12 protein-coding genes are annotated in these 14,113 nt (G+C 52.3%); 3 read left to right on the forward strand and 9 right to left on the reverse strand.

What is annotated here, in order from left to right; all coding sequences use genetic code 11:
- Nucleotides 1-10: 10 nt before the first annotated feature.
- Nucleotides 11-658 (reverse strand): Crp/Fnr family transcriptional regulator, encoded by a 648-nt coding sequence (locus ACMAY6_RS10865; protein WP_435211767.1) that lies wholly within the window; start codon nucleotides 656-658, stop codon nucleotides 11-13.
- Nucleotides 659-778: 120 nt separating this feature from the next.
- Here ACMAY6_RS10865 and ACMAY6_RS10870 point away from each other — a divergent pair, with 120 nt between their 5' ends.
- Genes ACMAY6_RS10870 through ACMAY6_RS10880 form a run of 3 tightly spaced genes read left to right on the forward strand, consistent with a single transcriptional unit; the run spans nucleotide 779 to nucleotide 4,175 of the window.
- Complete coding sequence (locus ACMAY6_RS10870; RefSeq protein ID WP_435211768.1) at nucleotides 779-2,254, forward strand: adenylate/guanylate cyclase domain-containing protein; 1,476 nt, start codon at nucleotides 779-781, stop codon at nucleotides 2,252-2,254.
- Complete coding sequence (locus tag ACMAY6_RS10875) at nucleotides 2,251-2,631, forward strand: response regulator (RefSeq protein WP_435211770.1); 381 nt, start codon at nucleotides 2,251-2,253, stop codon at nucleotides 2,629-2,631. The genes ACMAY6_RS10870 and ACMAY6_RS10875 overlap by 4 nt, the downstream gene beginning before the upstream one ends.
- A complete protein-coding gene (locus ACMAY6_RS10880) occupies nucleotides 2,628-4,175 on the forward strand; it encodes an ATP-binding protein (RefSeq protein ID WP_435211772.1) in 1,548 nt (515 codons plus the stop codon). The genes ACMAY6_RS10875 and ACMAY6_RS10880 overlap by 4 nt, the downstream gene beginning before the upstream one ends.
- On the opposite strand, the gene ACMAY6_RS10885 is transcribed toward ACMAY6_RS10880, so the two are convergent.
- The 8 genes from ACMAY6_RS10885 to ACMAY6_RS10920 form a co-directional block, all read right to left on the reverse strand.
- Nucleotides 4,141-4,665, reverse strand: coding sequence for a hypothetical protein (locus ACMAY6_RS10885; RefSeq protein ID WP_435211774.1), 525 nt, complete (start codon nucleotides 4,663-4,665; stop codon nucleotides 4,141-4,143). The genes ACMAY6_RS10880 and ACMAY6_RS10885 overlap by 35 nt on opposite strands.
- A 61-nt stretch (nucleotides 4,666-4,726) precedes the next feature.
- Nucleotides 4,727-6,238 carry a lysine--tRNA ligase gene (lysS, locus tag ACMAY6_RS10890; RefSeq protein ID WP_435211776.1) on the reverse strand — a complete coding sequence of 504 codons (1,512 nt, stop codon included), beginning with the start codon at nucleotides 6,236-6,238 and terminating at the stop codon, nucleotides 4,727-4,729.
- A 21-nt stretch (nucleotides 6,239-6,259) separates the two neighbouring features.
- Nucleotides 6,260-7,355, reverse strand: a protein-coding gene (prfB, locus tag ACMAY6_RS10895) for a peptide chain release factor 2 (protein WP_435211778.1) whose coding sequence is annotated in 2 segments (ribosomal slippage) — nucleotides 6,260-7,282 and nucleotides 7,284-7,355 — 1,095 coding nt in all. Because the reading frame shifts where the segments join, the coding sequence is not laid out codon by codon here.
- 199 nt (nucleotides 7,356-7,554) lie between these two features.
- Nucleotides 7,555-9,282, reverse strand: coding sequence for a single-stranded-DNA-specific exonuclease RecJ (gene recJ, locus ACMAY6_RS10900; RefSeq protein WP_435211780.1), 1,728 nt, complete (start codon nucleotides 9,280-9,282; stop codon nucleotides 7,555-7,557).
- On the reverse strand, nucleotides 9,282-10,679 hold the full coding sequence (gene thrC / locus ACMAY6_RS10905; RefSeq protein WP_435215997.1) for a threonine synthase: 1,398 nt from the start codon (nucleotides 10,677-10,679) through the stop codon (nucleotides 9,282-9,284). Before thrC ends, recJ begins: the two co-directional genes overlap by 1 nt.
- Before the next feature lie 7 nt (nucleotides 10,680-10,686).
- Nucleotides 10,687-11,997 carry a homoserine dehydrogenase gene (locus tag ACMAY6_RS10910; protein ID WP_435211782.1) on the reverse strand — a complete coding sequence of 437 codons (1,311 nt, stop codon included), beginning with the start codon at nucleotides 11,995-11,997 and terminating at the stop codon, nucleotides 10,687-10,689.
- A gap of 5 nt (nucleotides 11,998-12,002) precedes the next feature.
- Nucleotides 12,003-13,205 carry an alanine transaminase gene (alaC, locus tag ACMAY6_RS10915; RefSeq protein WP_435211784.1) on the reverse strand — a complete coding sequence of 401 codons (1,203 nt, stop codon included), beginning with the start codon at nucleotides 13,203-13,205 and terminating at the stop codon, nucleotides 12,003-12,005.
- Nucleotides 13,206-13,260: 55 nt separating this feature from the next.
- Nucleotides 13,261-14,073, reverse strand: coding sequence for a DsbC family protein (locus tag ACMAY6_RS10920; protein ID WP_435211786.1), 813 nt, complete (start codon nucleotides 14,071-14,073; stop codon nucleotides 13,261-13,263).
- Nucleotides 14,074-14,113 lie beyond the last annotated feature (40 nt).

Raw genomic sequence — 14,113 nt, forward strand, 5'->3', positions numbered from 1 at the left:
TAGACCGACATCAATACTTAGCGGGTAGCCGAGTATTGATAATAATATGCCGACCCTCAAAGCGAATGTATTCTCCGATCGTCAGATCTTTAAGAATACGGGCCACCATTTCCCGTGACGCTCCCACACGATCAGCGATGTCTTGCTGCGTGAGTTTCTCGGGAATGTACAGCGTGCCGTCACCGCGCTCTTCAGACAGATCCATCAGCACGTTGGCTACTCTGCCATAGACATCTTGCAAGGCCAGGCTCTTTACATCGGCCGTTAGCTTGCGGACTCGGCCTGCCAAATTGCTGATCAGCTGTCGCGCGATATTAGGATGCTCGTCGAGAACACCATTGAAGTCTTCCTTCATGACGACGCGAAATTCACACTTCTCAACGGTGCGAACTGAAGCGGAGCGTGTTGAGTCATCAAGCAGAGCCAGCTCACCGAAGTAATCTCCAGCGCCTAGCGTATTCATAATAAATTCTTTGCCGTTTTTATCGGAGCAATAAACTTTGACCTTGCCACTTTCAATCACAAAAAGTGAATCAGCAGGATCGTTCTCATGAATCACGACGGTGTTTTTGGGAAACGAGCGTGTGCTAGAACTGCTTTCCAGCGCTTGAAGCTCGCCGTCGTTGAGCCCGTGAAAAATTTCCACTTGATTCAGCATTGATATTCTTTCCTTGAAAGCTGCTTAATGTTGCAATATTACCGCAAAAAGTAGGCAATCCACCATCCCTAAGACGCGGGAATGCAATGAAATGCCGCTAGCTTTACTATGTGACGTGAAATGAGTTCACCAAAACGAGGTGGCACGGTGGCTGAGAGCTCCATTACTGAAGATCCCTGGGCACTGAAAGTCCTTGCTGCCGTCGCAGAGCTGGGACCACAACGGTATTACGACCCTGTAATAACCAGCGAAGTGGTAAAAAATGATCTAGTTTCCCTCATCAGAGCCAGCCAAAAACTGCAGGAAAAGGTCGGTATAGCATCCTCCGAAGCTCGTCATGACCGACGTAATATCATCGGCGCAATTCGCGGCTACTCGGAAATGTTGCTGGAAGACAGCGAAACACTGCCCTCAGCTGTAAGAGCTCATCTGCTTCAAATATTAGCCGCAGCCAAAACCGAGCCTACGTCCGAACCTCACTCACCCACAAAAACCCCCTCAGTGACCCTACTCCCCAGCGACGAACCCGGAGTGATACTCGCTGTTGACGACCTGCCTGAAAATCGGGAGCTGGTATCGCGATTGCTGCAAAAAACCGGCCACACCGTTATTTCTGCTGAATCGGGAGAGGAAGCCCTTGAGCTACTCGATACTATGGGGGTCGACGTCGTCTTGCTTGATCTCGTCATGCCGGGCATCGGCGGCGCTGAGGTTCTCAAGCGCCTCAAAGAGGACGAGCGCCTGCGCGCTACACCCGTCGTGATGATCAGCGGACAGCAAGATATGGATCAAATCGTCGGCTGCATTGAAGCCGGTGCAGACGACTACTTGCTGAAACCTTTTAATCCTGTCTTATTGCAGGCGAGAATATCTGCGGGCATAGAACGGAAACGCTGGCATGATCGCGAAGAGCTCTACCGCGAGCAGCTGGAACGACGAGAGCAATTTATTAGAGCCACCTTTGGTCGCTACCTATCCGACGATATTGTTGATGAGATCCTAGAACGACCCGAGGGGCTCGAACTTGGCGGGGACCTGCGAGAAGTTACGATCATGATGTCCGATATTCGGGGATTCACAACGCTGGTGGAACACCTTCCACCGCAGCAGGTCGTCACGCTACTCAATCGCTACCTCGGTCGTATGACCGAAATCATCCTTGAATTTGGCGGCACTATTGATGAGTTCTTAGGGGATGCCGTATTGGCGGTGTTTGGCGCACCGCGGCGCAATGACGATGACCCAGATCGAGCCGTTCGCTGTGCCCTGGCTATGCAGGACGCGATGGCAGACATTAACGCGGCGAATATTGCTGATGATTTACCCGAGGTTGAAATGGCCATTGCTCTCAACACAGGCTCAGTGGTCGCTGGAAATATTGGCAGTGAAAGACGCTCAAAATATGGTTTTGTCGGCCATGCTATGAACGTGACTTCACGAATTGAAGATGTTGCCGATTCCCGAGAGATCCTTATTTCACAAACCACCCATGAGAAGCTTGAAGGGGACTATCAATTCGGTGACTCTCGCGCCTTATCAGTGAAAGGTATTGAGGAAGAGCTAAAGGTGTACGCCGTATTGGGAGAACAGCAATGACAGAGGATACAAGCCAGCGTCTGCTGTTGGTGGAGGATAACGAAGTCAATCGTGAAATGCTCCAGCGGCGACTGCAGCGGGTGGGATACACGCTCGATTGTGCCGCAGATGGACAGGAAGCCCTGGATAAAATGCGCGATATAAAACCCGCCCTGGTGCTCTTAGACATAAACCTTCCAGTTAAAGACGGCTGGACAGTTGCTAAAGAAGCTAGCTCAGATTCTAACATTCAAGACATACCCATCATCGCCCTCACGGCACATGCAATGGAGAGTGATCGCCAGCAGGCACTGGCATCGGGTTGCCAAGATTACGCAACCAAGCCCATCGACTTTCCCGAGCTACTAATCAAAATAAAGAGTTTGCTGAAAACATGAAGCTCTCTCAAACATCCCTAAGTCTAAGAGCCCGCTTATACCTATTTTCAGTGGCGATTTTGACGCTGTTTGTCGTGAACGTGGCCACCCATCTTTGGGGGAGTTTTGCGCGCAGTGAAAGCTTGGTCGCCTACCGCGACGCCGCAATAGCGGCACAGCTTGTTAACGATTTGCAACAGGGCTTGGAAACAGCCCGGCAGCAAATCCTGGTTTTGGCGACACTTAGAGAAACGACAGACGAACCTCTTGGGGACGCTGAGCGCGAAACGGCGACGGCAGAACTCGATAGTCTGCGTCAACGGCTGGGTAAGTTGGGCGCATTAGGGGGGGAGTCAACCGAAGACTACTACCGCCGACTCTTTGACAGTGCCTCACAGCTTCTCGACGAGTGGCAGTACTTTTACAACGACTACAACCGCCCAGGCAGTCAGTCAGCGGTAGAGTCACCCATTCAATACAACGACAGTCGGCAAAAGCTCGATGAATTGGACCAGCGCCAAGAAGCCCTTGCCATCGAGCGTTCACGCACGATTGACGGCACTATCACCCTGACAGATCAGATTACGGTCATCGGTTTTATAACCACCATTGCGGTGACTATGTTGCTTGTTATTTTGCTCATTCGATCCACAAACTCCAGCTTGCTGCGCCTAAAAACAGGGGTACAGCGTTTTGGTTCAGGTGACTTAAGTTATCGCATCGATGAGAACCGTGACGCAGGGGAGATACAGGATCTAGCGCGAACTTTTAATGACATGTCCGGCAAACTAACGACGGCGATTGAGGAGGTTAATAGTGCGAAAGCTGATGCAGACGCAGCGAACGCGGCCAAATCAATGTTTCTAGCTAACGTAAGCCATGAGCTGAGAACACCGCTCAACGCGATTATTGGTTACAGCGAAATGCTGCAGGACGAGTTGGGGGACCCCGGCGAGGTTAACCGGACACAGGTACAGCACGATCTCGGCACCATTATTGTTTCCGGACGACAACTACTGGGCCTGATCAACGAGATTCTCGACTTATCGAAAATTGAAACCGGAAAAATGCAAATCAATCTGGAGTCTTTTCAGCCAGCCGACCATATCCTGCAGGTGTGCGACGCACTTTCGCCCCTGCTGTCGCAGCATAAAAACACGCTAGAGCTCAATCTAGCCGGCGCCGAAGGCCACACCATGCACAGTGACCCCGGTAAGTTGCAGCAAATTGTGACCAACTTATTCAGCAATGCCTGCAAGTTCACCGACAACGGTACTATTGTTGTGGCTGCAGTGATTAGCCATGACCAACTCACGTTAACGGTAACTGATGACGGTATCGGCATGACCCTCGAACAACAGGGGCGAGTTTTTGACACTTTTGTTCAGGCTGAGGCCACAACCGGGACGAAATACGGTGGCACGGGGCTTGGGCTTTCGATTGTGAAGGATTTTTGCACCATGTTAGGTGGCGAGATCAGCTTGGCCAGCACGCCTGATGCAGGATCCTGTTTTACAGTGACGCTTCCGACTATTGGCCCAGCGTTAAATCCCGAAGCCGCTTAAGCGCCTCTTCGCGCTTTTCCAAGTCTTCTGAGATTGCCTTATTTAGGGCATCGAGTGCCTCGAGGCGTCCTTCAAGCGTCTGCACTGCAGCCAAAGCTAAAATCATCACCTCAGCACGCTCATCAACACCACTCGCAGCACTATCGGCTGAAGCGATGCTCGCCTCGCTCATTAAAGTCACGAAAGCGATGCCAACGTCGGCCTCTCGCTGGGCTTCAGAACTTTCAGAATCACGGTGCCGTTCAAAATAAGTGGCGGCTTGATCGTAATCCCGCGCTGCTAGGGCCCGTACGCCTCGGTCAAAATAATTTTCTTCGACGACAATCAGCTCTTCGCAATCGCAGTCAGCAACCAGGGGATCCGGGAGGTTAAGTTCAGCCGCCGAAACTTCAGGCTGAGGCTCAGGGGCCGCAGATTCGGGGCTCGCACAGCCGCTAACGACGAGTGTCGCGAAAATAGTGATGAGAAAGCGTGAGCAGGTATGAGGCACAACAGTCAGGCTCTTAGATTTATGATTCGAGGATAGCACCCGCTCAACCCACCGCCTAGTGCTAATCTTCTGGTCGCATGTGGGGGAAGAGCAAAACGTCGCGAATAGAGGCCGCGTCAGTGAGAAGCATCACCAATCGGTCGATACCAATACCCTCCCCGGCCGTAGGTGGCATGCCATACTCCAACGCCCGCACATAGTCGTAATCATAGTGCATGGCCTCCTCATCACCACTGTCTTTTTCTGCGGCCTGCGCTTTGAAGCGTTCCGCTTGATCTTCCGGATCATTAAGCTCACTAAAGCCATTAGCAATCTCGCGTCCACCGACAAAAAACTCGAAGCGATCGGTGATGAAGGGGTCATCATCATTGCGCCGGGCAAGTGGCGACACTTCGGTTGGATAGGCGGTAATAAAGGTAGGCTGTTCCAGCCGATGCTCGGCCGTAGCTTCAAATATTTCGATCTGTATTTTACCCAAGCCCCAGCTCGGCTTTACTTCGATCCCTAGATCATGAGCGACCGCCGCAGCGGCCTCTCGGGAAGCGACTTGCTCTGCCGTTATTGTGGGGTTGTATTTGTGGATTGCCTCAAGCACTGACAATCGTGCGAAGGGCTGAGAAAAATCAAGCTGCGCATCACCATAAGGCACTGTCATTGTGCCCAAAAGGTTTTGCGTTAACTCCTGCAGCAACGCCTCAGTGAGGTCCATGGCATCGTTGTAATCGGCATAGGCCCAGTAGAACTCGAGCATAGTAAACTCGGGATTATGCCGCGTAGATAAACCTTCGTTTCGGAAATTGCGATTAATCTCATACACCTTTTCAAAGCCGCCAACGGTCAAGCGCTTCAAATAAAGCTCTGGAGCGATACGCAGGTACATAGGCATATCGAGGGCATTGTGGTGCGTCTCAAAGGGCTTGGCCGCTGCACCACCCGGGATAGGGTGAAGCATGGGGGTTTCTACCTCCATAAAGCCTCGTTCATCTAAAAAGCGACGGATGAAGCTGACCGCCGCCGAGCGCATTCGAAACACCGCGCGGCTATCCGGGTTTACGATGAGATCGACATAACGCTGCCGGTAGCGCATTTCTTGATCTGACAACCCATGATACTTGTCGGGCAAAGGTCGCAGCGCCTTGGTCAAAAGACGCGCACTCTCCATATTTATATAAAGGTCTCCTTTGCCACTACGATTAATGGGCCCTGATGCCGCAACGATGTCACCCAGATCCCAAGTCTTAATCGCCTCGAGGGTCGCGGCGTCTAACACTTTTCGATTGATGTAGAGCTGAATATTAGAGGAGCCGTCCTGAATGAGGAGAAATGCACCTCGATTACGAATCAGGCGTCCAGCAACGGCAAAGACCTCATGCTTTTCTTCAAGGTCCTCCTTGCTGATCGCTTTAAAGTCTTGCTGAAGCGTCTCAGCTTCCGCCGTGCGCCGAAAATCGTTGGGGAACGGTTGTCCTCCAGCCTCACGTAACGATGCCAATTTCGATCGCCGCTCAGCGATCAACTTATTTTCTTCTGCGGGGTCTGCCCCCCCTGCTTCAGCTAATTCGGAGTCACTCATAGGGTTGTTCCTGAAGTTTCATCACAATCCCTTTTTGAGGGATGCTTCTATAAATTTATCCAAGTCTCCATCCAACACGGCTTGGGTATTGCGCGTTTCAACCTGCGTCCGCAAATCTTTAATACGCGCATCGTCCAAAACATAGGAACGGATCTGACTACCCCAACCGATATCAGCCTTGCTGTCTTCGAGGGCTTGTTTGTCTGCGGAGCGCTTCAACACCTCAAGCTCATAAAGCTTGGCTCGCAGCTGCTTCATCGCATTGTCTTTATTTTGGTGCTGGGAACGTTCGGTCTGGCAACTCACCACCGTATTGGTCGGCTCGTGGGTAATACGCACCGCAGAGTCGGTTGTATTCACGTGTTGGCCGCCAGCGCCGGAAGAGCGATAGGTATCGACCCGAAGGTCAGCGGGGTTAATGTCAATTTCAATATTGTCATCAATTTCAGGAGAAACAAAAATCGACGCAAAAGACGTATGACGTCGACCGCCGCTGTCAAAAGGTGATTTGCGTACCAGTCGGTGTACACCTGTCTCGGTGCGCAGCCAACCAAACGCATACTCCCCCTCAAACTGTACCGTGGCACTCTTGAGGCCCGCGACTTCACCCGCTGAGGCTTCAACCACCCTCGCTTTAAAGCCTTTACTCTCACCCCAGCGCAAATACATTCTGAGCAGCATCTCAGTCCAGTCCTGAGCCTCCGTTCCCCCAGATCCAGACTGAACGTCGAGATACGCATTATTAGGGTCCATCTCGCCAGAAAACATGCGACGAAACTCGAGCTTTTCCAGTTGCGCAATCAACTCGCTGGTATCTGAGGCCACCATATCGGCGGTATCGATATCGTCCTCGGCAACCGCCATTTCTAAGAGATCATGGGAGTCGGTGCTGCCACGATCGAGGTCATCAATGGTTTTTACAACTAACTCTAAGGAGGCACGCTCTCTGCCGAGAGACTGTGCACGCTCGGGTTCATCCCAAACGCTGGGCTCTGCCAGTTCCAGCTCTACTTCCGCGAGGCGGTCTTTCTTTTCAGCGTAGTCAAAGGTACCCCCGGAGCACATCTGTACGCTCGCGAATATCTTTAATCTGATTGAAAATAGGGGCGACTTCCACAGGGGTCTCGCGTATCAGCTGTCAACGGCGCAAAGTCTAACCAAGGCTAACCTCAAGCGCCATAGCGGAATCCCACGATCGCTTAAATTCGACACAGAAAATGACGCAGGATCACACAGGTAAAGCAACACTACTTACACGAACATGGCGCCACTAACACCACTCCCACCTCTCGCACAAATCGGCTAAGAAGCTGCCATCAGGTTTCAGGCCACAGATTTCGGACCATCAGTTGCAATTTGCGTTCACCGCGAAAGGAGTTGATATCGGGCTGATAGGCAATACGCACCCGCAGCACCTGCTCGTTGGGCCAGCACTCACGATCAATATTGAACGCAATGCCCTCAAAAGTTTGCCCCTGTGCTTCCAGAGTTAATTTGAGGTGCTTCTCTTTCAACAAACGCTGACCCACAACAGCAAAACAGCCTTCAAATACAGGCTCGGGAAAATGCTGTCCCCATGGACCTCCAGCGGCGATCACTTCAGCGCTGTGTAGGGTTAATTCGTCCAGTGCTAGCTCACCATCAGTCATTACAACGGGCTCCGGAGGAACGTGCTCAAGGGCCACCGCTACGGCAGTATCAAAGGCCTCCTGAAATTGATCCAAGTCCTTACAACTCAGACTCAAGCCCGCGGCCATAGCGTGACCACCAAACTTCCCGATCAAACCTGGATGCATCGTCGCCACATGATCTAACACGTCACGGATGTGTACCCCGGGAATCGACCGCCCAGAACCCTTCAACTCGTCATCGCCCGCATCGGCAAAGACAATGGTGGGACGGTGATATCGTTCTCTTAGACGCGCGGCAACAATGCCAACAACCCCTTGGTGAAAAGTCTTGTTGTACACACACAACCCAAACTTAAGCGCCTCATCGTCCACCTCTAAAGCACTGAGTTGGGCCAACGCCTCCTCTTGCATATTGGTTTCTATGTCACGTCGCTCGCGATTGAGATCATCCAATTGCTGCGCAAGGGGCCTTGCCTCAAACGCACTCTCCGCCAACAAGCACTCAATACCAATAGCCATGTCTTCAAGCCGCCCCGCCGCGTTGAGACGCGGGCCAAGAATGAATCCAAGGTCACTGCTGCTCAATTCATCGGCGCTGCGACCTGCAACTTCCAGCAGCGCATCAATACCGGGACGACCCCGCCCAGCTCGGATACGCGCCAGACCCGCAGCAACCAAAATACGATTATTCCGATCAAGTGGCACAACATCAGCGATGGTTCCCAGAGCGACTAAATCGAGCGCATCACCCAAATTAGGCATTGCCATACCGCAGCGCTCAAACCATTCGCGATTACGAAGTTCGGCCCGCAGAGCCGTGAGCACGTAGAACATGACACCCACCCCAGCGAGAGACTTGCTGGGAAACGGACACCCGGGCTGATTAGGATTCACAATGACATCTGCCGCTGGCAGCTCATCGCCCGGTAAATGGTGGTCGGTGATGAGCACACTGATTCCCAAGCCCTGCGCCGTTGCTACGCCTGCAAGACTGGAGATACCGTTATCGACAGTGACAATAAGATCGGGTTCGCGATCCGCTGCCAAAGCCACGATCTCTGGAGACAGGCCATAGCCATATTCGAAGCGATTTGGAACGAGGTAAGAGACTTCCTTCAGCCCCATTTGCCGCAAGACTGAGACCGCCAGAGCTGAACTTGTGGCTCCATCGGCGTCAAAATCGCCCACGATTACAACTCTAGCCTCACCCTCGATGGCGTCTGCCAGCAGCTCGGCCGCCTCGGCAACGCCCCGTAATTGTTGCGGGGGAAGTAATCCTTTTAATGCAAGTTCGATCTCGTCTGGAGTCGTCACACCGCGGTTCGCATACAAACGCTGCATAAGCGGCGACAAACCTGAAGACGCCATGGCCGGAGTTACCGGCTTGGCGCGCTGTTTAAGCGCGGGCAACATTACTTAGCAATGCCATTGACCATGTGTTGCTGGACGGTGGCAAGGTCGTTGGGCAGTATGGTGAACCGCTCGGCGCGATCAAATAGATCCGACAAATGCGCGGGTAATTCAGGAGCCCGTTGAATACCACTCGCCTCAATTGCCGCTGGAAACTTGGCAGGGTGAGCGGTCGCAAGAGTTACCATGGGTTGCGTGGTATCTCGCTGGCAAGCTCGTGCCGCAAGGGTTCCAATAGCGCTGTGAGGGTCGAGTAAGTAGCCACATTGCGCAAAGATTGCGGCAATTTCCTCGCAAGTCTCCTCATCAGACACACAATAACTACTAAACAGCGCTCGAGCTTTGGACATGGCTGTGACAGATAGTTGAATGGAACCCTTTTGAAAGTCGGCCATTAGCTGATTAACAATTGCACCGTCGCGATCGTAGAGGTCGAACATAAGGCGCTCAAAATTCGAGGACACCGTAATGTCCATACTCGGAGACATAGACTGCTCTAACTGCAACTTAGCGTATTCTCCAGAGCTCAGCAGACGATGAAGAACATCATTACGATTTGTTGCGATCACCAACTGATCTATCGGCAGCCCCATACTGCGAGCCAAATATCCCGCAAAAATATCGCCAAAGTTACCCGTAGGCACCGAGAAATTGACGGTTCTCTCTGGCGCACCAAGGGCGAGGGCTGCATAAAAGTAATACACGATCTGCGCCATAATTCTGGCCCAGTTTATTGAGTTCACGGCAACCAACGCTCGTCCATCAGGCAAAAAGGGTTCGGCCACAAAGCTGGCTTTTACCATTGCCTGACAATCGTCAAAGTTACCCTCAATGGCGAGGTTGTGGATATTTTCCCCCAGTACCGTGGTCATCTGACGCCGCTGTACTTCGGATACACGGTCGTTGGGATGCAGGATAAAAATATCGATAAATTCGCAGTGTCGGCACCCCTCGATGGCGGCCGAGCCTGTGTCCCCCGAGGTCGCACCCATAATCACAACGCGCTCTTGCCGCCGTTCAAGAACGTGATCTAGGAGCCGTCCCAACAGCTGCAGCGCAAAGTCTTTGAACGCAAGGGTAGGCCCATGAAAGAGCTCAAGAACCCATTGATTTTGGTCCAGCTGCACAAGTGGCGCAATGGCGTCATGGCGAAAGGTTTCATAGGCCTCGTCGATTAGCCGACGTAAATCGGTAAACTCAATAGAGCCTTCGACAAAGGGCTTCAGAATTTCAAAAGCCAGAGAGGGGTAATCCATTCCCCGCATTGCCTTTATCTGATCACTTGAAAACTGTGGTAATTGCTCGGGCACATACAACCCGCCGTCCGCCGCGAGTCCAGCCAACAATACCCCTTCAAAATCGAGGGCGGGTGCATTACCACGGGTGCTTATGTAATTTATCGGCAACTTATGCCTCCTTAAAACTCTCGACCCTTAGTCGCACCACGGAACCACTGAGCGCCGGTAGTGTTTCTATATCAAGGATTGCCGAGTCGAGATGACCACACATGACGGCATCAGTGAGGATAACGACGGTAACATGACTAGACCCTTCAGCTGGAGGGCGCTGAACCAGCTGCTCAATGCTTATGCCACGGGCACTCAACAAACCGGATATTTCCGCCATAACACCCGGACGGTCTTCAACCACCAAGCGCAAATACCAAACACCGGCTACCTCATGACGAGGTATTAAGGGTAATGTCTGCAGCTGATCACTGGGTACGCCAAGTGTCGGGGTGGGATCGACAAGCGAATGATTTAAGACGCGCCCCAAGTCCATAAGGTCACCGCAAACTGAGGAGGCCGTGGGAAGAGACCCAGCTCCGGGTCCCGTGAGCACAATTTCACCAACAGAATCGGCTTCGACCATAATGGCATTCAAAACACCATCGACCCGGGCTATTTGCCGGTTAATGGGAATTAGAGTGGGATGAACCCGCAAATCAAGGGCGTCGCCGCTGCGTCGGGCAATCCCCAAATGTTTAACGCTGAAACCCAACTCCTTGGCAAAATCGAGGTCTTCAGGAGTGACCGTGTCAATGCCCTCCGTAACGGCGGCATTGGCGTCTAATGGAATACCAAAGGCCAGTGACGCCAAGATCACCAGTTTGTGGGCAGCATCGGTTCCATCAATATCGAAGGTAGGATCAGCCTCTGCGTACCCTAAAGCCTGCGCCTCGGCCAGCACGTCCTCAAAACTACGACCTTCATGGGCCATTTCGGTCAAAATAAAATTGCCGGTGCCGTTGATAATTCCAGCCACGCCGCTGACAACATTCGCCGCGAGGGACTCTCGCAAAACCTTGATAATCGGAATACCACCGGCTACCGCCGCTTCAAACCGCAGAGCAACTTGAGCACGCTCAGCCAGTGCAATCAGCTCGTTACCAAATTCTGCAATCAGTGCTTTATTGGCAGTGACGACATGTTTCCCAGCTTCAATAGCTTGCGTTACCAAATCACGAGCGACGGTGGTCCCACCAATCAATTCCACCACGACATCGACTTCAGGGTCGCGAACGACCTCAAAGATATCGCGGCTGACGCGGTAATCACTGGTATCGCAGTCAGAATTGTCTCGACGCGCCCCAACATGTAGCAATTCCAAGTCATTATTGCAGCGTTGCTGGATTAGACCGTGATGGGCATTAAAAATATTGACGACGCCGCTGCCAACGGTGCCCAAACCGCAGATTCCAATTTTCAGACTGCTCATGGTCCTTAAACTCCGCTGCTATCGTTAGGGGGGCCACCTCGAAGTACCTTTTTGATACCTCGCAATGCTTGGCGCGTACGGTGCTCGTTTTCAATCAAACCAAAGCGTACGTACCCCTCACCATATTCACCAAAACCAATACCGGGGGACACCGCAACACCAGCTTCTGCCAGCAGCAATTTACTAAACTCCAGAGATCCCATATGCCTAAAGCCCTCAGGGATTTGTGCCCAAACAAACATCGTGGCCTTCGGCGGCGTCACTGGCCATCCCGCTTCGTTAAGGCCCTGGCAGAGCACATCTCTGCGGCTGCGATACATTTCACAAATATCCGAGACGCACTGCTGATCGCCCTCAAGGGCAGCAATGGCTGCCACCTGAACTGGGGTAAAGATACCGTAATCCAGATACGACTTGATGCGAGTCAGTGCAGCAATTAACTCTGGATTGCCACAGCAAAACCCCACGCGCCATCCGGGCATGTTGTAGCTTTTAGACAGCGTGAAAAATTCTACTGCGATATCCCTAGCGCCCTCCACCTGCAGAATACTGGGGGCCACGTAACCGTCAAAACATAAATCTGCGTAGGCGAGATCATGCACGACCCAGATACCTGCCTCTCGCGCTATTGCAATCACCTTTTCGAAAAAACTTAATTCGACGCAGTGGCCCGTGGGGTTTGAGGGGAAATTGAGCACCAACATCTTTGGCTTGGGATAACTGTTGCGAATTGCTTGCTCCAGCTCCTCAAAGAAAGTGTCTTCATCTGACATCGGGACATGACGTAAATCGGCGCCAGAAATGACAAACCCGTACGGGTGGATGGGATAAGACGGGTTGGGAACCAAAATCGAGTCCCCCGTGCTAGTTGTCGCTAATGCCAAATGCGCCAACCCCTCTTTGGAACCCATAGTCACAATGGCTTCACTTTCGGGATTGAGTTCTACATCGTAACGACGCTGATACCAATCACAGATGGCTTTGCGTAACCGAGGAATGCCTTTTGACTGAGAGTATCGATGGGTGTCGCCGCGATGAATTGTGTCAGCGAGCTTGTCAACAATGTGCTTCGGTGTCGGCTGGTCGGGATTGCCCATACCAAAGTCGATGACATCTTCCCCGCGGGCACGGGCCGCGGTCTTCAACTCGCCGATGATATTAAAAACATACGGCGGTAGCCGATCAATGCGCTGGAAGTTGTGGTTCAACGTTTCGCTACTCCGGATTACTTTGCTCTGCGGCCTCGAGAAGAGAACAATTTGACTATTGCAGTCCTAGCACAGCGGCCAACTCTGCTGCTGGCTTGTACCCGGGAATCATTTGTCCGCTACTCGTCACAATAGCGGGGGTTCCCCGAACCCCCATCGCTGCACCTAATTCAAACTGTGCGGTCACGGGTGAACTCTCACAATCTGACAATGGCAGAGCCACACCGGCTTTAAGTTGCGTCAAGGTTTTTTGCGGATCATCGGCACACCAGGCAGTGTTTAACTTTTGAGCGCCCTCGGAATCAGGACCGCCCCGAGGATATGCCAAATAGCGCACCTCTATCCCCATGTCATTAAGATCGGCCACTTCCTTGTGCAACTTTTGGCAGTAAAAGCAGGTCACATCGGTGAACACCGTAATGTAGTCGCGAGTCTCGCCTTCGGGGGTGAATACAATCATCTGAGCCAAGTCGACGCCATCGATCAAAGCAATACGATCCAGCTCTCGCTTTTCTTCCGCGAGATTGACAAGGCCATTTTTACGCACTGCATAGAGATCACCCACCACAAAGTGGTCCCCTTGCTCGGTGGCGTACAGCACCAGACCGTTATCGAGGGTCACCTCAAGCAAGCCGCTTGCCGGCGTCTTTTTGACACTCTGCACGGTTACGGGAGCACCGCTGCCGCTGCTGAGCGCAGCTGAAATTTTTTCCTCGAGGGTCTTGTGCGGATTAGAACTGTAGGTTTCCGCATTTGCCAAGGCGGAGGCTAACAGTGCAACAAGCATTAGCAGCACAGCGCTCACGCTCGAAGAAGCTTTCACCTGCTTTGCGCCAAAACCTTTACTGCTGCGAGCTAATTCGCTCATATCCATTTCGCTCCATTCCAGGGGTTCTAACTAACAGGCC

The organism is Luminiphilus sp. nBUS_16 (genome assembly GCF_051201645.1).
Classification (GTDB): Bacteria; Pseudomonadota; Gammaproteobacteria; order Pseudomonadales; family Halieaceae; genus Luminiphilus.